Consider the following 18,931-nt stretch of genomic DNA (forward strand, 5'->3'; position numbering starts at 1 on the left):
GTCGGCTGCGAACCGAGGTCGCCCTAGATCCTGCGTCCCACTCTCGCGCGACCTGGGGACATTGGTCCAACAGAAGAATCCGATGGAATTCAGCGGCTAGGCTTCTCAATCATGGAACTGCGCCATCTCCAGCATTTCGTCGCGGTCGCCGAGGACCAGCACTTCACCCGGGCCGCCGAGCGGCTGCTCGTGTCCCAGTCGGGTCTGTCCGCGTCCATCAGGTCGCTGGAGCGGGAGCTCCAGACCCCGCTGTTCGTGCGGACCACCCGCCGGGTGACGCTCACCCCGGCGGGCCGGGCGCTGCTCGGTGAGGCCGAGCGGATCCTCGCCCAGGTGCGGTCGGCGCACGAGGCGGTGGCCGCGGTGCAGGGGGTGCTGCGCGGGATGCTCGCGATCGGGTCCGAGCAGTGCATCGCCGGGCTGCACGTGGCGGGGCTGCTCGCCGCGTTCCGGCGGCAGCATCCGGACGTCGAGATCTGTCTGCGCCAGGCGGGGTCGGCCGCGCTCGCGGAGGAGGTGGCCGCCGGGCGCCTGGACCTGGCGTTCGCCGTCCGGGCGGCGCAGGAGGACACCGACCAGTTGCGGGTCGTGCCGCTGTCGAGCGAGCCCATGACCGTGCTGTGCCATCCCAGCCACCGACTCGCGGACGCCGGTGCGGCCGTGACGCCGGAGGATCTGAGCGGTGAGGTCTTCGTCGACTTCCATCCGGACTGGGGCCCGCGCCGGACCACCGACGCCGCGTTCGCCGCCGCGGGCCTGCGCCGCAATGTTGCGCTGGAGGTCAACGACGTGCACAGCCTCCTCGATCTCGTGGACGAGAACCTCGGGGTGGCCGTCGTTCCGCAGCACTTCCGGGACAAGCGGTCGTCACTGACGGCCCTGCCCGTCAAGGGCACCGGCGAGACCGTGTACGAAACGGTCGCCCTGCTGCCGCCCCCGCAGGCCACCAGTCCGGCGGCGCGGGCGCTGATGGCCCTGCTGGAGAACTGAGCCGCCGAGGGGCAACAGGGGGTGTGACACCACCCCCAGGACGGGGTCCACCACTCCTGACCGCAGCCGTCGCACAGCACAGACTTTTGACCGTCCCCGAAGCACAACTGCGGTCAGGAGTAGGGAAGATGACGAACCCCACACGACGGAACGTACTGCGCGGCGCGGCGGCGGTCGCGGCAGCGGGCGGACTGGCCGGGACGGGAGCGGTCGCGACACCCGCCTCGGCGGCACCGCGCTCGACGCCGACGCGTCACTTCCCGTTCCTGGAGGGCGCCTTCAAGCCGGTCACCGAGGAGTTGACGGCCTTCGATCTGCCGGTCACCGGACGTGTCCCCCGCGAGCTGAACGGCCGCTATCTGCGCACCGGCCCCAACGTGCTGGGCCTGGAGGATCCGCGCGCCCACCACTGGATGCTGGGTGACGGCATGGTGCACGGGGTGCGGCTGCGCGAGGGCCGCGCCGAGTGGTACCGCAACCGCTGGGTGCGCTCCTCGCAGGTGGCGAAGAAGCTCGGCGAGCCGTATCCGGGTCCGGTGCCGCCGGACGACTTCCCGTGCAACACCCATGTGATCCCCTACCGCGGCCGGATCCTCGCGCTCCAGGAGAGCGGGCCGCTGCCGTACGAGCTCGACGACGAGCTGAACACCGTGGGCACGTACGACTTCCGGGGCACCCTGGAGGGCGCGTTCACCGCTCACACCAAGTTCGACGCCCACGCGGGCGAGTTGCACGCGATCGCCTACTACCCGACCTGGGACCACGTCCGGCACCTGGTCGTGGCCCCGACGGGCCGTGTCTCGTGCAGTACGCGGATCCCGGTGGCGGACGCGCCGATGATCCACGACTTCGCGCTCACCGAGAACCACGTGGTGATCCTGGACATGCCGGTCACCTTCGACCCGGCGGGCGCCGAGCGCGGTGACATCGTGCCGTACGTCTGGAACGACCGGCATCCGGCACGGGTCGGTGTGCTGCCCCGGGCGGGGGGTGCGGTCCGCTGGTTCGAGGTCGACCCGGTGTACTACTCGCACACCCTGAACGCGTACGAGGAGGGCCCGAACCTGGTCATCGACATGACCAACTTCGACGCACCCTTCCTCGTGGCGGGAAACGGGTCGGGCGGCCCGTACTCGCCGGGCACCCCCCGGCTGGACCGCTGGACGGTCGACCTGCGTCAGGGCCGGGTGCGGACCCGCACCCTCGACGACCGCCCGCAGGAGTTCCCGCGGGTCAACGAGGCGCTGGTGTCGCGCCGGCACCGCTACGGCTACTCGGCGGCGTCCGCGGAGATGGCGGTGGCCTATCAGGCGGTCGACGGCAACCCGCCGCCCGACCGGGCGTTCAGCAACGCGCTCATCAAGCACGACCTGCTGCGGGGCACCTCGCAGGTACACCGGCTGCCCCGGGGCGCGGCGGCGAGCGAGGCCGTGTTCGTGCCGTCCGACCCCTGCGACGACACGGCCGCCGAGGACGACGGGTACGCGATCGCGTATGTGCACAACCCCGATCGCGGGGCCTCGGACCTGGTGATCCTCGCCGCCCAGGACTTCACGGCCGAACCGGTCGCCCGCATCCATCTGCCGGGGCGGGTGCCACTGGGTTTCCACGGGAGCTGGATCGCCGACGCGTGACGCGGGAGCGGGATGCTCGGCAGACGCCCCGGGGCCGGGGTCCGGCGCGGGACACGGAAGCTGGAATCCCGGCACGACACGGGAGCCCGACACTCGGCGCACGCCCCGGGGCCGGGGTCCGGCGCGGGACACGGACTCCGGAGGCCCGGCACGACGAGAAAGCAGCCGTCCAGCTCGCCACGCGGGAGCCGGATGCTCGGCGCACGACCCGGAGCCGGGGCCCCGACGCGGGACACGGACACCACAAGCCCGGCGCATGACGCGGAAGCCGCAGCTCTGACGCGAGACACGGGAGCCGGATGCTCGGCGCACGCAGGGCCGGGGCCCCGACCCGGACACGCAAGCTGGAATCCCGGCACGACACGGGAGCCCGACACTCGGCACACGGCCCGAGGCCGGGGTCCGGCACGGGACACGGACACCGCAAGCCCGGCGCATGACGCGAAAGCCGCAGCCCCGACGCGGGACACGGGAGCCCGACACTCGGCGCACGACCCGGAGCCGGGGCCCCGACGCCGGACGCCGGACGCCGGACGCCGGACGCCGGAGCAGAATTCCCGGCGTCACGCGGCGCGATGCGCGAGGGTGGTTGTCATGCATGCAAAGGACATCCTCATCGACGGTTTCAGCCGCATCCAGGAAGAGGTCCACGCCGCCGTCGAGGGCCTGACCCTCGACGACCTCCACCACCGCCCCGGCGCGGACACCAACTCCGTCGCCTGGCTGGTCTGGCATCTCACCCGCGTCCAGGACGACCACGTGGCCGGCGCCTTCGGCCTCGACCAGGTCTGGCTGACGCAGGACTGGGAGAAGCGCTTCGGCCTCGGCCTGAAGCCCCGCGACATCGGTTACGGCCACACGTCCGCGCAGGTCGCCCAGGTGCGGGTCGACTCGGCCGACCTGCTGACCGGCTACTACGACGCCGTGCACGCCCAGAGTCTGCAAGCCCTGCGTGGCCTGTCCGCCGAGGACCTGGAGCGGGTCGTGGACGAGAGGTGGGATCCGCCGGTCACCCTGGGCGTGCGCCTGGTCAGCGTCCTGTCCGACGATCTCCAGCACGCCGGACAGGCCGCCTATCTGCGGGGGCTGCTTCAGAGCGCGTAGCCCGGCAGGACGACGTCCTCGATGAGGGCCCTGCGCTCGTCGAACGGGAGGAAGGCGCTCTTGAGCGCGTTCACCGTGACGGTGCGCAGGTCCTCGACGGTCCAGCCCGCCTCCTCGACCAGCAGGGACATCTCCCGGGTCATCGTCGTGCCGGACACGAGTCGGTTGTCGGTGTTGAGGGTGACGCGGAAGCCCAGGTCCTTCAGGGCCGTGATGGGGTGCTCGGCGATCGAGGTGGCCGCGCCGGTCTGGAGGTTGGACGTCGGGCACATCTCCAGGGCGATCCGGCGGTCCCGGACCCAGCCCGCGAGCCGGCCGAGCTTGCCGCCCGCGAGGTCGGGGATGTCCTCGGTGATCCGCACACCGTGGCCGATGCGCTGGGCGCCACACACCTGCAGGGCCTGGTGGATGCTGGGCAGGCCGTGGGCCTCGCCCGCGTGGATGGTGAACGGCACGTTCTCGCGGCGCAGTTGCTCGAAGGCTGCGAGGTGGTCGGCGGGCGGGAAGCCGTCCTCGGCGCCCGCGATGTCGAAGCCGACGACACCGGCGTCCCGGAAGGCCACCGCGAGGTCGGCGGCCTCGCGCACCCGGTCGAACATCCGCATTCCGCACAGCAGGGTGCCGACCCGCACCGGGGTGCCCGCGGCGGCGGCCTTGGCCATACCGGCGGCGAGGCCCTCCTGGACGGTCTCGACCACCTCGGCCATGGTCAGCCCGCCGTTGGTGTTCAGCTCGGGGGCGTAGCGCACCTCGCCGTAGACGACTCCGTCGGCGGCCAGGTCGAGGACGTACTCCTCGGCCGTGCGCAGCAGGCCCTCACGGGTCTGCATGACGGCGAGGGTGTGCTCGAAGGTGGCTATGTAGCGCACCAGGTCGCCGGAGTTCGCGGCCTCGACGTACCAGGCGGCGAGCTCGTCGGGGTCGGTGGTGGGCAGGGTGTGGCCGACCTCGCGCGCGAGCTCCACCAAGGTGGCGGGGCGCAGGCCGCCGTCGAGGTGGTCGTGCAGGACGGCCTTGGGGAGGCGACGGATCAGATCGGCGTCTACGCGCGTAGCGGTCATGGCTGGGTCTTTCTTCGAACAGGGTGGCGGGAGGGTCAGGCGGCGGGCTGGAGCAGGTCCCAGCGGTTTCCGTAGAGGTCCTGGAAGACGGCCACCGAGCCGTAGGGCTCGTGGCGCGGCTCCTCCAGGAAGGTCACGCCCGCGGCGAGCATGCGGGCGTGGTCGCGGGCGAAGTCGTCGGTGTGCAGGAAGAAGCCGACGCGTCCGCCGGTCTGGTTCCCCACCCGGCCCTGCTGGGCCTCGCCCTTGGCGCGGGCGAGCAGCAGGTCGGTGCCGCCCTCGCGGGCGTCCGGCCGTACGACGACCCAGCGGGAGCCGTCGGGGCGGGGCGCGTCCTCGACCAGCCGGAAGCCGAGGGCTTCGGTGTAGAAGCGGATCGCCTCGTCGTAGTCGTCGACGACGAGGGTGACCAGGGCGACGCGTCTCATCGGAACCTCTCGGGACGGGTGGTTGACGGGAGAGGTTATACGTAAAACGTCGGAGGCGCCAGTCCGGTTCCGCGAGTGCCGTGATCATGCTGTGCGACCCGTGACAGGCTGGTGATCACCGCCGGAGTCGCGGCTCCGGCGCGCCCCCACCACCGGACTGCCGCAGAGGAGCCGAGCACCATGACGGAACTTCCGAAGTCGACCGGAGCTCCCGCCCATCAGAACGTCACCTTCCCCAGCGGTGGCACCACCGCCCACGGTTTTCTGGAGCTGCGCCGTCCGGCCGCGGCCCCGGGGTCATCGTGATCCAGGAGTGGTGGGGCCTGACCGACCACATCGCCGACGTGGCCGACCGGCTGGCGGCGGAGGGCTTCGTCGCCCTGACCCCGACCTGTACGGCGGCAACGTCGCGCACGACGGTGCCCTTCCTGCACGAGCGGCTGGGCCAGGACTGTCGTCGCATCAGGCCGACTGCGGGGCGCGGCGACGGGCCCGGGCACCCCGTGCCCCGGTGTCTCGGTCCGGGGGCGTAGGGCCCTGGACCGAGGCGCCGGAGCGGGGCCGCCGGTAGCGTCCCGGTCATGACGATCAGTGAGAGCCGCACCCTCGACCAGCGCAAGCGCGACGTACTGGCCCGTCTGGAGCGGGAGACGGACATCTGGGTCGCCTCGGCGGACGTCGACGGGCTGCCGTGTCTGGTCGCGCTGTGGTTCGTCTGGGACGGCGAGTCCGTGTGGCTGTCCACCCGGATCACCAACCCCACGGGCCGCAACCTGCGCGACGGCGGACGTACCCGACTGGCTTTCGGGGACACCCAGGACGTCGTGCTCATCGACGGTGACGTACGGGCTTACGGCGGGCAGGACGTGCCGGCCGCGGCGATCGACGCCTTCATGGCGAAGACGGGCTGGGATCCGCGCGCGGACAGTGCGTCCTACGCCTTCTTCCAGGTGCGCCCGCACGCGGTGCAGGCCCTCAACGGTATTCACGAGATGCGCGGGCGGCACGTCATGACGGACGGCGTGTGGGCCGTATGACCCCTCAACCGGCTTTCTGATGCAGCGAGTTGAGCGTGTGCAGTTCGTCGTCGGTGAGCCGGAGTGCGCCCGCCGCGATGTTCTCGGTGAGGTGGTCGGGGTTGCCGGTGCCGGGGATCGCGAGCACGTGCGGGCCCTGGGCGAGGGACCAGGCGAGCCGGATCTGGGCGGGAGTCGCGTCGTGCGCCCGCGCGATGGCCAGGACCGCCTCGTCGTGGTCGGCGGTGGCACCGTGGGCACCGCCCCCGCCCGCGATGGCGAAGAACGGCACGAAGGCGATGCCCTGTTCGCCGCAGTTCCGCAGGATGTCGCCGGTGGCGGAACCGGCGGACCCCAGTCCGAACCGGTTCTGCACACACACCACGGGCGCGATGGCCTGGGCCTCGGCGAGATGGCGGGGCTGGACGTTGGAGACACCCAGGTGCCGGATCAGGCCCTTCTCACGCAGGTCGGCGAGGGCCCCGAAGTGCTCGGCGATGGACTCCTGGCCCATCCGCCGCAGGTTCACCACGTCGAGGTGGTCGCGGCCGAGCTGGCGGAGGTTCTCCTCGACATGGCCGCGCAGGTCTTCGGGACGCGCCGAAGTGGCCCACTCCCCCGAGTAGTCACGGAAGGGGCCCACCTTCGCGACGATGACGAGGTCGTCGGGGTACGGGGACAGCGCGCTGTTGATGATCTCGTTGGCGGAGCGCAGCGAGGAGAAGTAGAACGCGGCCGTGTCGATGTGGTTCACGCCGAGCTCCATCGCCCTGCGCAGCACGGCGATCGACCGCTGCCGGTCGCTCGGGGTCCCGAGATGGAAGGCCGCGCTGCCCGTCAGCCGCATCGCGCCGAAGCCGATGCGGTTGACGGTGAGATCGCCGAGTGTCCAGGTGCCTGCCGCGTCCGCGGTGATCGTTTCGGAGGTCATCGGCGGATGATGACACACACCAGGCGCACTTCCGCAGCCGTTTCGCCGACCCCTGCACGACTCTCACCCGACGCCTTCGGGTCGGGTCACCTCCGCTGCGCCGCCAGCCGGATGGGCGCGTTGGCCGCACCGAACCCCGAGTAGCCGCCGGAGCGTTGCACGAACTCGAAGAAGACGTGGCCGACCGTCTCGGTGTAGCAGTGACGGAACTCGCCGCCGCGCTCGTCCCGGTCGTAGAGGATGCCGAGCTCCCGGTAGGTCTCCAGCTCCCCCTCCGTGAACGCGAACCGCGCCTCCAGGTCGTCGTAGTAGTTCGCCGGAACACGCAGCAGCCCTGCTCCCGCCGCCCGGAATCGGCGCACCGCGGCGACGATGTCGTCGACGGCGAACGCCACATGCCGGGCCCGGACCTCGCCGCCCTCCTCGGGAGAGGGTGCGAGGTTGAGGACCAGCCGGGGCCCGCCGGAGGAGGCGGACAGGGCACGGCTGCGGAAGAGTCCGTAGGGGTCGGCGAGTTCGACGGTGTCGTGCGGGCTGAGACCCAGCACCGTGCGGTGGAAGAGCACCGACTCGTCGAAGTGGTGCCACGGCTGGGTGAGCGCGAGGTGGTCGATGGCCGTGACACCGGCGGGACCGCTCTTCTCCGTGTACGTGAAGTCGTCGGTCCAGCTGGGAAGTTCGGGCCGTCCGGTGGCGCAGAAGAGGACTTCGGTGCCGTCCGGGGCGGCGATCGACTCCAGCGGGACGTCCTGAGCGGTGCGGCGCTTGGGCAGGGCGGGGGCGAGCAGGGCTTCCGCGCGGCGGGCGGAGGCCGCCGGATCGGCCGTCTCCAGGCCTACGGCGGCCAGGGCGGTGTCGCTACGGCGGCCGGGGGCGCCCGAGTTGACCAGGACGCGCGCCTCGCCCTGCTCCCACAGGTCGACGGGCTTGCCGTGGTGGCGGGCCGTGCGGTGGAAGCCGAGTGCCGTGAGGAGTTCACCGACGGGTTCGGGGTCGCTGGTGGCGAGTTCGGCGAAGGCGACGCCGGAGGGGATCACGGGGGCCGGCAGCGGGGAGACTCCGGCGTTCTCCTCCAGGGCGAGCAGGGAACGCAGTCCGTCCAGGGCGGTGCGGCCCGCGTCGGCCTGGCGGAAGACGTCGTTGAAGACCTCCAGGGACAGGGGTCCCGCATATCCCGTGTTCAGGACGTGCCGGAGGAAACCCGCGACGTCGAAGCCGCCCTGGCCTGGGAAGCAGCGGTAGTGGCGGCTCCACTGGAGGACGTCCATGGCCATCAGCGGGGCGTCGGCGAGCTGGAGGAAGTAGATCTTGTCGCCGGGGATGTCCGCGATGCCCTTGAGGTCCTCGGGTCCAGAACTCCGGGAGAGGATGTGGAAGCTGTCCAGGCAGGTGCCGAGGGCAGGGTGTCCTGCGGCCTCGACAACTCGCCAGGCGTGGTCGTAGGTGCTGATGTGCCGCCCCCACGCCAGCGCCTCGTACGCCACCCGGATGCCGAACTCCTGGGCCAGGTCGGCGAGTCGGCTCAGCTGCTCCGCGGCGACATCGTCGTCGTCGACCGCCTGCGGGGAGACGCTGGAGCAGACGAGGACGGTGTCGGCGCCGAGCCTGCGCATCAGGTCGAACTTGTGCCGGGCGCGCCGCAGGTTGCGGGCGAAGACCTCCTCCGGCACCGCCTCGATGTCCCGCATCGGCTGGTACAGGTCGATGCCCAGACCCAGGTCGGCCGTGCGTGCGGCGACCTCCTCGGGGGCGAGGGGGCTCGCGAGGAGGTCGTTCTCGAAGATCTCGACACCGTCGAAGCCGGCCCGTGAGGCGGCCGTCAGTTTCTCGGTGAGGGTGCCACTGAGGCAGACGGTGGCGATGGACTTGCGCATGCTCGCTCCCTGGGACACCGGCCCGCTTGCTCGTCGGCCGTCTTGGTCCGTTCCAACGTGAGGACCACTAGATGGTTCATTCGATCCGCTGTGCGGTCAGCCTAGGGGTGGTCGGCTGCCCGAACAAGGGTGTGGCAGGCAGGAAGGGCTGCCTCGGGAGGAGTCACGGCGGTTCCAGCAGGCGGTCAGGCCACCGCAGACCGGGTCCACCCTGCGGTTCTCAGGGACCGAAAATCAGCTCCCGCAGAAGGTCGACTTTGGAGCCTGCCCAGCCGGCGGGGAAGGGCTTCTCCCCAGTGCCGCGGTTTCCTCGGTCCGCACAGCGGACTACCGTCGAGGCATCATGGACGACTGCCGCTCCGGAGCACCGAGGCGGACGCAGCGGGGAGGCAGTGGGTGAGCGAGGAACAGACGCGGCCAGGGGGAGAACCGGACCCGCACTCCGGCGGGGTGCGCAGTGTGCGACGAGCCTTCGACATCCTCGCCCTGCTCAGCGAGGACCGGCCCGTGGTCACCCTGCGGGAGATCACCGAGGCCACCGGGCTCGCGAAGACGACCGCGCTGCGCCTGGTGCAGACCCTGGAGGAGACCGGACTGCTCGGCTCGCACCCGTCCGGCTACACCGCGGGGCCCGCACTGTGGCGCTGGGCCCACCTCGCCCGCAGCCAGTGGGAGGTCCCCCAGGAGACCCGCAAGGTGATGCGCGACCTCGCGGACCGGCTCGGCGAGACCGTCAACCTCTTCGTCGCCCGGGGCGTCCACCGCATCTGCGTGGCCCACGAGGAAAGCCCGCACCCGCTGCGCCATGTCGTCGACGTCGGCGACGAGCAGCCCCTGTGGGCCGGCGCTTCCTCGAAGATCCTGCTGCGCGACGCCTCCGAGGCGCTCCTGCACCGCGTCGCCGTCGCCTCGCCGCAGGGCGAACCCCATGCCGAACGGCTACGGAGCCAGGCCGCGGAGGCGTCGGAGCGGGGTTACGCCGTCAGCAGCAGTGAGTGGGACGAGGGGCTCACCGCCGTGGCGGTGCCGGTCACGGGTCGCAGCGGCCAGGTCGTCGCCTCCCTCTCGCTCAGCGGCCCCAGCCACCGCTTCCCCTACGAGGCCGTCGAGCGCTTCGCCACGGAACTCGCCGAGGGCGCCCGCCTCATCTCCGGCCAGGGTTTCAGCCACCCGCTGAGCAGCAGCACCTGAGCGGAGGGGTCCCTCAGGGGCGCCTGCCGTGACCGGGGCGGCAGTCCGACCGCGGACGGCGACGCACCAGCCTGCCGCCGTAGTGGGTTCGCCATCACGCAGCTTGGACATGAGGCGGCCTCCTGGACGTGAGGCGGTGCGGTCTCGGTGTCAGGCGTTCTCGTCGAAGCTCGCGAAGTAGGCGGCGGCCATGTCCTCGTCGCCGTGGCCCTGGGCGGCGGCGCGCTCGAAGCGTTCGGCGCTCGCCGCGGCCACGTCCAGGCGGACGCCACCGCGCTCACCGGCCTCGACGATCAGACGGGCGTCCTTGGCAGCGGTGGAGACCGCGAACTGGGCCGGTGACAACCGGCCTTCGAGGACCATGGCCGACTTCGCCCGCAGGTAGCCCATGTCGAGCGGGCCGCCGTCGATGGCGTCGAAAAAGCTCTGCGGGTCCACGCCGAGGGCCTTCGCCAGGGCGAGCATCTCCCCGGCCGCGTTGGTCACCGCGAGCACCCAGCTGTTGGCGACCAGCTTCAGCCGGGTCGCGCTGCCCTCGCCGCCGTCCTCGCCCGTCCACACGGTGCGCGCACCGACCGCGTCGAGGACCGGGATCACGGCGTCACGGCCGTCGGCCGGTCCGGCCGCGAGGACCAGCAGCTGACCGGCCTCGGCGGGCTGGCGGGTGCCCAGAACGGGGGCGTCGAAGAAGACCAGTTCATGGGCGCGGGCGAAGGCGGCAAGGTCGGCGATCGCCTCGACGCCTGCGGTGGTCGACTGCACCCATGCGGCCCCCGGGCGCAGGGCCTCGGCGGCCTGGCGCATGACGTCCAGGGCAGCGGGTCCGTCGTAGAGCATCGTCAGCACGACATCGGCGCCCCGCACGGCCTCCGCGGGGCTTTCGGCGATCTGCACGCCGTCCGCGGCCAGCGGCTGCGCCTTGGCCGCGCTGCGGTTCCAGGCGCGGACGGTGTGCCCGGCGCGGACGAGGTTGCGGGCCATCGCGGCGCCCATGATGCCGGTGCCCAGGACGCTCACGGTGAGTTTGTCGGTCATGGCGTCAACTCTCTGCGGGGATGCGGAATTACTGTCAGTCGAGTTTGCCGGATGCCGCCCGGATCAGCCCGTCCGGCCACACTCGGTGACCGGTCGGGTTGGGGCTACTGGCGGCGGGTGCCCGGCCCCCACGATGTGCGAACTCCTCACACGCCTGCCCCGCGGCGTACGGCCCTCCTCCGGCTCCCGACACCGGCAGGCCGGACTCACTCCGTGGCCGGGAGCGGCTCCAGCGTGACGAATCCCTGCGTGTCCGCCGCCGGGAACAGCGCGTCAGGGCCGTAGAGGAAGCCCGCGAGGGCCGGCGTGGCACGGTAGGCGAAGACGGACGCCGGTACGCCGAGGACGGCCGGGGTGTCGAGGAGGAACGGGAGTTCGCAGTCCAAGTACTCGGCTCCTGCGGCCAGTTGGTCGGCGGTCGGGGCCCAGTCGGCGGGCATCGTGGTGCGCAGGACGCCGGTGACCATACGGGTGCAGGTGGTGTGGAACGCGGGCTGTTCCTGATGCGCGCGGGCGAGGCGCTCGCGGGCGGCGCGGTAGGCGGGCACGTCGTAGAACTCGGAGAACTCGGCGACCCGGAGCCGGGCCGGGTCGATCCGGGCGGTGGCCACGGCCCGGGAGACCCGGTTGGCGGTCTGGCGTACGTCCCGGTGGGCGCGGGCCCGGGCGTGCCGGGGTTCGTATCCGCGGCCGAGGTAGGTGCAGGCGACGGTGTCGGTGTCGGGGTGGGCGATCTCGACACGGGTGAAGCGGGCGGCGGCCCAGCGCAGCAGCGCGACGAGCCGGTCCTCGGAGAAGTACCCGTTGCCGGGGCTGATCCCGAGGAACACGTGGTGTCCGGTGTCGACGAGTTCCGCGCAGCGTGCGGAGAAGGGGGTGGCGACGAAGCCGTCCCCCCGGCGGGCCGCGATCGAGGCCGCCCGTGGCGTCGGCATCGCCCAGTCGTGCATCCGGCGTTCCCCCGTCTCTGCGCACGACCGGTGCGCTGCGCTGCTTCCGGCACCGAGCCTAGAAGAGCCCGTGGGGCCGCCGCCGCCTCGGCCGGGGAACTCGCGCGGATGGCCCAACGGTGCCCTGGACCGCCCTGCTGTGACGGATCCCTCAGCGCGTCCCGTTCGGAACGGGTCGCTGTCTCCCCTGTCCAGGGCGGATCGTGGGCGGCATGAATGATCACGGCACGGCATCCGTCGGTGAGGAGGCCGGCGAGGTCCGGCGTTTCTGGGAGCGGCTCGGCCTTCCGGGGCTGATCGACGTCCACACCCACTTCATGCCCGAGCGGGTCCTGCACAAGGTGTGGGAGTACTTCGACACCAACGGGCCGCTGATCGGCACAGCGGGGTGGCCGATCACGTACCGGCAGGAGGAGGCGGAGAGGACGGCCGTGCTTCGGGAGTTCGGCGTCCGGGCCTTCACCGCGATGCTGTACCCGCACAAGCCCGGCATGGCCAGGTGGCTGAACGGCTGGGCGGCCGACTTCGCCCGCCGCACCCCCGACTGTCTGCACACCGCCACGCTCTACCCCGAGCCGGATGTCGCGGCCTACGTCGGCGATGCCGTCGAAGCGGGGGCGCGCGTGTTCAAGGCCCACGTCCAGGTCGGAGCCTACGATCCGGCCGACGAACGTCTCCGGGAGGCGTGGGGACTGCTCGCCGAGGCCGGGATCCCCGTGGTGATCCACTGCGGCTCCGGGCCCGCGCCCGGCAAGCACACCGGGCCCGGGCCCGTCGCGCAGGTCCTGGCGCGGCACCCGGGGTTGCGGCTGATCGTCGCGCACATGGGCATGTCCGAGTACGAGGAGTTCCTCGACCTCGCCGAGCGGTACGACGAGGTGCGGCTGGACACGACGATGGCGTTCACCGACTTCACCGAGGCCTTCATGCCGTTCCCGGTCCGGGCCCTGCCCCGCCTGTACGCGCTCGGCGACCGCATCCTGTTCGGCTCCGACTTCCCCAACATCCCCTACCCGTACCTGCACCAGCTCCAGGCCCTGGAACGGCTGGAGCTGGGGCAGGAGTGGCTGCGGGCCGTGTGCCACGACAACGCGGCGGACCTGTTCGGCAGACCGGCGTCCTAGCCGAGGGGCTTCTCCAGGATCGCCTTGCGGTGGCTGAACGTCTCGATGGAGTACCGGCCGTGGTAGTTGCCCATGCCGCTCTCCCCGACCCCGCCGAACGGCAGGTCGGAGACGGTGAGATGGGCCAGGGGCAGGCCGTAGCCGAGGCCGCCGGAGGAGGTCTCGTCGGCGATGCGGCTGCGGGTCGTGTCGGAGTCGGTGAAGACGTACAGCGCGAGGGGCTTGTCCCGGTCGTTGATGAAGTCGATGGCCTCGTCGAGGCCGGGGACGGTGACGATCGGCAGGATGGGGCCGAAGATCTCCTCCTGCATGACCGGCGCCTCGGGGGCCACGTCGGCGAGGACGGTGGGCGCGATGTACTTGGTCGTACGGTCGCTCGCGCCGCCGACGACGGTGCGGCCCGAGTCGAGCAGGCCGGTGAGGCGGTCGAAGTGCCGCTCGTTGACGATGCGGCCGTACTCGCCGGAGTCGGCGGGGTCGCTGCCGAACAGCTTCTCGACGGCGCCCGCGAGCAGCGGCTCCAGGGCGGCCCCGGTGTCCGGGTCGGTCAGGACGTAGTCGGGGGCGACGCAGGTCTGGCCGGCGTTGAGGAACTTCCCGCGGACGAGGCGGTCGGCGACGACGGCGAGGTCGGCGTCACGGTCGACGAACGCCGGGGACTTGCCGCCCAGTTCGAGGGTTACCGGCGTGAGGTGCTCGGCGGCGGCGCGCAGGACGATGCGCCCGACGGCGCCGTTGCCGGTGTAGAAGATGTGGTCGAAGCGCTCGGCGAGCAGGGCCGTGGTCTCCGGGATGCCGCCCTCGACGACCGCGACGGCGTCGGTGTCCAGATACGCGGGCAGCAGCCGGGCCAGCGTGGCGGAGGTGGCCGGGGCCATCTCGCTGGGCTTGACAACCACCGCGTTGCCCGCGGCGAGGGCGCCCACCACGGGGGCGAGCAGCAGCTGGGCCGGGTAGTTCCACGGGGCGATGACGAGGACGACACCCAGCGGGTCGTACTGCGTCCAGGCGGTGGCGTCGGTGCCGAGGTGCGCGGGGACGGGGGCGGATTCGGGGCGCAGCCAGTCGGTGAGGTGGTCGAGGGTGTGGTCGACCTCGCGGATCACGAAGTCGATCTCGGTGCGGAAGGCCTCGGTGGAGCTCTTGCCGAGGTCGGTGTGGAGGGCGGCGGCCAGCTCCGTGCCGTTCTCCGTGAGCATCTCGCGCAGGCGGCGCAGCTGGGTCGTGCGCCACTCGACGGGCTTGGTGCGGCCGGTGCGGAAGGTGGCGCGCAGCCGGGCCACGACGTCGGCGGGCTGCTCGGACAGGGGCTGCTGGTTCACGGTGCCTCGCTGGGGGTGCGCGGGCCTTGCGGCCTGGATATCGACAGTCAGATGTATATACCAACCTTTTGGTCGGCGAATAAATTCCACGCCGACGGAAACCACTTTCCGTGACTTGTTGGCAGCAGACAGTGATCCATGACGGTCTTCGGGAGAATCCCTTGCATGACCACCGCAGCGCACCCCCTCCTCGTCACCGCCCGCACCCTCGCCGAGGGTCTCCTCGCCCCGCACGCGGCCCGGGTCGACCAGGAAGGCGTGCCCGCGAGTCACATCGAGGCCGTCAAGCGGTCGGGCCTGCTCGGGGTGAGCGCGCCGAAGGAGTACGGCGGTGCGGGCGCCCCCGACGCGGTGGCACGGGAGGTCCAGGAGATCCTGGCCGGGGCGTGCTGCTCGACGTGGTTCGTACAGACCCAGCACCACTCGCCGGTCAGGCTGCTCACGCAGTCCGGTCTGCCGGTGCGGGAACGGCTGCTCGGGCCGCTGGCGTCCGGCGAGCTCCTGGCGGGCATCGCGTTCGCCCACGTCCGTGCGTTTCCCCGGGTGCCGGTGCGGGTGACGGCCGAGCGGGGCGGCCTGCGCTTCGACGGGAGGGTGCCCTGGTTCACCGGCTGGGGGCTGAACGACGTGATGCTGCTGGCCGGGGTGACCGAGGCGGACGAGGTGGTGTTCGCGTTCACCGAGGCACGTGAGCAGCCGGGGCTGCGGGCCTCGCCGCCGATGCGGCTCGCGGCGCTCTCCGCGGCCCGCACGGTCTCCCTGGACCTGGACGGACTGTGGCTGCCCGAGGACTCGGTGGTACTGCGCACCCCGCAGGAGCAGTTCGCGCTGGTCGACCGGCCCCGTGCCACCAACGCCTCCCCCGCCGTCTTCGGCGTGGCGTACGCGGCGCTCAGAGTCGCCGAGGAGGCCGGGGAGTTGAAGACATCGGCTGCTCTGCGGTGGCGCCTCGACGAGGTGCGCCGCCAGGTGTACGACCTCGCCGAGCACCCCGTCCCGCATGAGCACGTCGCGGAGCGGCTGGCGCTCAAGACCCGGTCGTACGACCTCATGCGTGCCGCCACCACCGCGGCTGTCGTGGCCGGTGGCGGCCGGGCCACGGGCCTCGACAGTACGGCCCAACGGCTGTTCCGCGAGGGGATGTTCCTCCTCGTGCAGGGACAGACGACCGAGGTGCGGCGCGCGCATCTCGACTCGCTGGCGGACAGCTAGGCGGGCCGGCGGATGGCCGCCCGTGGCCCACGGGCGGTTCCTCTCGGCGGGGAGTCCGTGGGCGTACGCGGTCCTCCCCCGCTAGCTCGCGAACGGCACCTGCGCCGAGGTCGCCGCCCGCTCGCCGGACGGGTGCTGCCACAGGCCCTGCGCGGCGAGGCGCGGCAGGACGCCCTCGCCGAACCAGTAGGCCTCCTCCAGATGCGGGTAACCGGAGAGCACGAACTCGTCGATGCCGAGGGCGTGGTACTCCTTGATCCGCTCGGCGACCTCGTCGTGGCTGCCGACCAGCGCAGTTCCCGCGCCGCCGCGCACCAGGCCGATCCCGGCCCACAGGTTGGGGTGGATCTCCAGGCCGTTCCGGTCGCCGCCGCCGTGCAGGGCGAGCATCCGCTGCTGCCCCTCGGACTCGCTGCGGGCCAGTCCCGCCTGCACCGACCTGACGGTCTCCGGGTCGAAGCCCTTGAGCAGCCGGTCCGCCTCCGCCCAGGCCTGCTCGGAGGTGTCGCGGGTGATGACGTGCAGCCGGATCCCGAAGCGCAGGGTGCGGCCCTCCTTCGCCGCGAGCTCCCGGATCCGGGCGATCTTCCCGGCGACCTGGGCGGGCGGCTCACCCCAGGTGAGGTACACGTCGACGTACTTGGCGGCGACCTCCCCGGCGATCGGCGAGGACCCGCCGAAGTACACCTCGGGCACCGGGTCGGGAAGCCGGGCGAGTTTCGCGTCCTCGACGTGCAGGTGCTCACCGTGCAGGTCGACGGTCTTGCCCGCCCACAACCCCCGTACGATTTCGAGGAATTCCCCGGTACGGCGATAGCGGGCGTCCTTGTCGAGGAAGTCCCCGTAGGCCCGCTGCTCGTGGCTCTCGCCGCCGGTGACCACGTTGAGCAGCAGCCGTCCTCCGGACTGGCGCTGGAAGGTGGACGCCATCTGCGCGGCGAGGGTCGGTGAGACGAAACCGGGCCGGAAGGCGACCAGAAACTTCAGGCGCTCGGTGTTCTGGCTGACCATCGCGGTGGTCAGCCACGCGTCCTCGCACCAGGCACCGGTGGGGGTGAGCGCCCCGACGAAGCCCAACTCCTCGGCCGCGCGGCCGATCTGGCTCAGATAGGCGACCGTCGGCGGCCGGTCCCGTCCGGAGACGGTGGCGGGCGTGCCGTGGCCACCTCCGACGACGTGGCGGCTGTCGCCGTTGGTGGGCAGGAACCAGTGGAAGGTGAGGGACACGTGGGGTCTCCGATCAGAGCAGGCCGTGCCGGGGCGGCCGGGTTCCGTTGAGCACGTACCGGCCGATGTGCTGGATCTTCCAGCGGGCCGGATCGTGCAGGGTGTGGGTGCGGGCGTCTCGCCAGTGCCGGTGCAGGTTCAGGGAGTTGAGCGCCGATCGGGTCCCGGACACCTCGAAGAGCGCGCTCGCCACCTCCACCGCCGCCTGTGCCGCCTGCACCTTGGCGGCGGCCACGGCGATGGAGGCCTCGGCCGCGGAGTCGTCGGTGAGAGCGGCCTGAGCCGCGTCGACGGCGCGGGCGGCCTCCCGCAGCAGCGCCTCGGACGCCCGCACCTGGAGGGCGAGTTCACCGAAGCGCTGGATCAGCAAGGGGTCCTCGGCAGCCGCCTCGACGCCGCTCTCGAACCACGGCCGGCTCTTCGTCCGGACGAACTCGGCCGCCTCCGCGAGTGCTCCCCCGGCGATTCCGGCGTCGATGGCGGCGTGCAGCAACTGGGCCACCGCGCCATGGAGTTGGGGTCCCTCGAAGGTGAGGTGGTGGGGCAGGACGCGGTCGGCCGGAACCTCGACGCCTTCGAGACGGACGGTGCCGCTGGCCGTCGTGCGCTGGCCGAGTCCGTCCCAGTCGTCGATCACCGTGACGCCGGGTGCATCCGCGGGAACGTAGGCGACGTGCAACTTGTCGTCGTCGGCGCGGGCCAGCACCGGGATCCAGTCGGCGAACAGGGCGCCGGTGGAGTAGTGCTTGACGCCGTCCAGGCGGTACGAGCCGTCCGGCCGCGGGTGCAGGCGGGTGCGGATGTCCTGGACGTGCTTGGTGCCCGCCTCGGACTGCGCGTTGCCCAGGCGGCGGCCGGCGAGCAGCTCCGCGAAGGAGAACTTCCGCTGCTCGTCGGTGCCCTGACGACGGATCACGTTCACATAGACGAAGTGGCTCTGCGGGATCTGGGAGAGGCTTCCGTCGGCGGAGGCGAGCAGCCGGAAGACCTCCGCGAGCGTCGAGGCGCTCACGTCCGCCCCGCCGTGCTCGGCGGGGACGGTGACGGCGAGCAGCCCGGAGGCCGAGAGACGGTCCAACTCCTCGCGGGGCAGCCTGCGTTCGGCGTCCCTGGCGGCGGCGCCCGGGCGGAACTCCGCGGCCAGTGACGCGGCGACCGCGAGGGCCTCCGTGTCGTCGGCGATCACATGGGCGGGTGCGTGACCTGGCGTGGCCGCCGGGGCGGGTGTGGTCACGGCGCTCAGCTCGCCGCCGCCAGTACCGGCAGCCGGCCCAGCGCGGTCGAGAACTGGTCCACCACCTGGGTGAGTGCCTCGGTCGCGGCCGGTGCGACGGTCAGCGAGCCGTCCTCCCGCACGGTGATGTCCTTGTCGAGGGTGAACCAGCCCTGCACGATGTGGGCCGCGCCCATGGAGCTGAGCACCGGACGGAGCGCGTAGTCGATGGCCAGGACATGGGCGGTGGAGCCGCCGGTGGCGAGCGGCAGCACGGTCTTGCCGGTGAGGGCGTACTGCGGGAGCAGGTCCAGGAGTGCCTTGAGGACTCCGGAGTACGACGCCTTGTAGACGGGGGTGCCGAAGACGACCCCGTCGGCGCGCGCGAACAGCTCGGTCGCCTCGACGATCGCCGGGTGCCTGAAGTCGGCACCGAGCAGGGCCTCGGCGGGGATGGTGCGGACGTCGAGCGGGATCACCTCGTGGCCCTGTGCGGTCAGGCGCCCGTCGAGATGGCGCAGCAGACGGTTGGTGCGGGAGGAGGCGGAGGGGCTGCCGGAGACGGACAGGACGGTGGCCATGCGGTCCTCTTTCGGGGAGGCGGGGCGCCCCTTGTTCA

General features: G+C 71.9%; 17 protein-coding genes and 1 pseudogene. 8 read left to right on the forward strand and 10 right to left on the reverse strand.

Features of this window, described 5'->3' with window-relative positions; all coding sequences use genetic code 11:
* Nucleotides 1-111 precede the first annotated feature (111 nt).
* The 3 genes from ACZ48Z_RS16565 to ACZ48Z_RS16575 all read left to right on the forward strand — a co-directional run bounded on the left by ACZ48Z_RS16565 (nucleotide 112) and on the right by ACZ48Z_RS16575 (nucleotide 3,728).
* Nucleotides 112-990, forward strand: a complete 879-nt coding sequence (locus ACZ48Z_RS16565) for a LysR family transcriptional regulator (protein WP_468736547.1) — start codon at nucleotides 112-114, stop codon at nucleotides 988-990.
* A 128-nt stretch (nucleotides 991-1,118) separates the two neighbouring features.
* Nucleotides 1,119-2,624, forward strand: a complete 1,506-nt coding sequence (locus tag ACZ48Z_RS16570; RefSeq protein ID WP_468736548.1) for a carotenoid oxygenase family protein — start codon at nucleotides 1,119-1,121, stop codon at nucleotides 2,622-2,624.
* Nucleotides 2,625-3,218: 594 nt separating this feature from the next.
* The gene (locus ACZ48Z_RS16575) at nucleotides 3,219-3,728 is read left to right on the forward strand and encodes a mycothiol transferase (RefSeq protein ID WP_468736549.1); all 510 of its coding nucleotides are present in this window, start codon (nucleotides 3,219-3,221) and stop codon (nucleotides 3,726-3,728) included.
* Here the strand turns inward: ACZ48Z_RS16575 and ACZ48Z_RS16580 are convergent.
* Both ACZ48Z_RS16580 and ACZ48Z_RS16585 read right to left on the reverse strand, forming a co-directional pair.
* Nucleotides 3,716-4,789, reverse strand: a complete 1,074-nt coding sequence (locus ACZ48Z_RS16580; protein ID WP_468736550.1) for an adenosine deaminase — start codon at nucleotides 4,787-4,789, stop codon at nucleotides 3,716-3,718. The two genes, ACZ48Z_RS16575 and ACZ48Z_RS16580, sit on opposite strands and share 13 nt — an antisense overlap.
* 35 nt (nucleotides 4,790-4,824) lie before the next feature.
* Nucleotides 4,825-5,217 (reverse strand): VOC family protein, encoded by a 393-nt coding sequence (locus ACZ48Z_RS16585; protein ID WP_468736551.1) that lies wholly within the window; start codon nucleotides 5,215-5,217, stop codon nucleotides 4,825-4,827.
* Nucleotides 5,218-5,397: 180 nt separating this feature from the next.
* Here ACZ48Z_RS16585 and ACZ48Z_RS16590 point away from each other — a divergent pair.
* Together ACZ48Z_RS16590 and ACZ48Z_RS16595 are read left to right on the forward strand one after the other, a co-directional pair.
* Nucleotides 5,398-5,635, forward strand: a pseudogene (locus tag ACZ48Z_RS16590) (dienelactone hydrolase family protein); the annotation flags it as partial.
* Between the two features lie 163 nt (nucleotides 5,636-5,798).
* A complete protein-coding gene (locus ACZ48Z_RS16595; protein ID WP_468736552.1) occupies nucleotides 5,799-6,254 on the forward strand; it encodes a pyridoxamine 5'-phosphate oxidase family protein in 456 nt (151 codons plus the stop codon).
* A gap of 4 nt (nucleotides 6,255-6,258) precedes the next feature.
* On the opposite strand, the gene ACZ48Z_RS16600 is transcribed toward ACZ48Z_RS16595, so the two are convergent.
* Nucleotides 6,259-7,164, reverse strand: a complete 906-nt coding sequence (locus ACZ48Z_RS16600) for an oxidoreductase (RefSeq protein WP_468736553.1) — start codon at nucleotides 7,162-7,164, stop codon at nucleotides 6,259-6,261.
* Between the two features lie 86 nt (nucleotides 7,165-7,250).
* Entirely contained in the window at nucleotides 7,251-9,038 is a 1,788-nt protein-coding gene (locus tag ACZ48Z_RS16605; protein ID WP_468736554.1) for a bifunctional sugar phosphate isomerase/epimerase/4-hydroxyphenylpyruvate dioxygenase family protein, read from the reverse strand.
* Between the two features lie 396 nt (nucleotides 9,039-9,434).
* Between ACZ48Z_RS16605 and ACZ48Z_RS16610 the strand changes: the two genes are divergently transcribed.
* Nucleotides 9,435-10,229, forward strand: coding sequence for an IclR family transcriptional regulator (locus ACZ48Z_RS16610; protein WP_468736555.1), 795 nt, complete (start codon nucleotides 9,435-9,437; stop codon nucleotides 10,227-10,229).
* A gap of 150 nt (nucleotides 10,230-10,379) precedes the next feature.
* Here ACZ48Z_RS16610 and ACZ48Z_RS16615 read toward each other — a convergent pair whose 3' ends face one another.
* Together ACZ48Z_RS16615 and ACZ48Z_RS16620 are read right to left on the reverse strand one after the other, a co-directional pair.
* Entirely contained in the window at nucleotides 10,380-11,264 is an 885-nt protein-coding gene (locus tag ACZ48Z_RS16615; RefSeq protein ID WP_468736556.1) for an NAD(P)-dependent oxidoreductase, read from the reverse strand.
* Nucleotides 11,265-11,470: 206 nt separating this feature from the next.
* Complete coding sequence (locus tag ACZ48Z_RS16620; protein ID WP_468736557.1) at nucleotides 11,471-12,214, reverse strand: tRNA-dependent cyclodipeptide synthase; 744 nt, start codon at nucleotides 12,212-12,214, stop codon at nucleotides 11,471-11,473.
* Between the two features lie 212 nt (nucleotides 12,215-12,426).
* On the opposite strand from ACZ48Z_RS16620, the gene ACZ48Z_RS16625 reads away from it, so the two are divergent.
* Complete coding sequence (locus tag ACZ48Z_RS16625; protein ID WP_468736558.1) at nucleotides 12,427-13,338, forward strand: amidohydrolase family protein; 912 nt, start codon at nucleotides 12,427-12,429, stop codon at nucleotides 13,336-13,338.
* Here the strand turns inward: ACZ48Z_RS16625 and ACZ48Z_RS16630 are convergent.
* Nucleotides 13,335-14,660 carry an aldehyde dehydrogenase family protein gene (locus tag ACZ48Z_RS16630; RefSeq protein ID WP_468736559.1) on the reverse strand — a complete coding sequence of 442 codons (1,326 nt, stop codon included), beginning with the start codon at nucleotides 14,658-14,660 and terminating at the stop codon, nucleotides 13,335-13,337. The genes ACZ48Z_RS16625 and ACZ48Z_RS16630 overlap by 4 nt on opposite strands.
* A gap of 165 nt (nucleotides 14,661-14,825) precedes the next feature.
* Between ACZ48Z_RS16630 and ACZ48Z_RS16635 the strand changes: the two genes are divergently transcribed.
* Nucleotides 14,826-15,872 (forward strand): acyl-CoA dehydrogenase family protein, encoded by a 1,047-nt coding sequence (locus ACZ48Z_RS16635; protein ID WP_468736560.1) that lies wholly within the window; start codon nucleotides 14,826-14,828, stop codon nucleotides 15,870-15,872.
* Nucleotides 15,873-15,953: 81 nt separating this feature from the next.
* Here the strand turns inward: ACZ48Z_RS16635 and ACZ48Z_RS16640 are convergent, their stop codons facing one another.
* Genes ACZ48Z_RS16640 through ssuE form a run of 3 tightly spaced genes read right to left on the reverse strand, consistent with a single transcriptional unit; the run spans nucleotide 15,954 to nucleotide 18,893 of the window.
* Nucleotides 15,954-17,099 (reverse strand): LLM class flavin-dependent oxidoreductase, encoded by a 1,146-nt coding sequence (locus ACZ48Z_RS16640; protein ID WP_468736561.1) that lies wholly within the window; start codon nucleotides 17,097-17,099, stop codon nucleotides 15,954-15,956.
* Nucleotides 17,100-17,112: 13 nt separating this feature from the next.
* Nucleotides 17,113-18,333: an SfnB family sulfur acquisition oxidoreductase gene (locus ACZ48Z_RS16645; RefSeq protein ID WP_468736562.1), complete on the reverse strand. Its 1,221-nt coding sequence runs from the start codon at nucleotides 18,331-18,333 to the stop codon at nucleotides 17,113-17,115.
* 5 nt (nucleotides 18,334-18,338) lie between these two features.
* Nucleotides 18,339-18,893 (reverse strand): NADPH-dependent FMN reductase, encoded by a 555-nt coding sequence (gene ssuE / locus ACZ48Z_RS16650; RefSeq protein ID WP_468736563.1) that lies wholly within the window; start codon nucleotides 18,891-18,893, stop codon nucleotides 18,339-18,341.
* Nucleotides 18,894-18,931 lie beyond the last annotated feature (38 nt).

The sequence above is a fragment of the Streptomyces sp. NPDC031225 genome, from assembly GCF_055570355.1.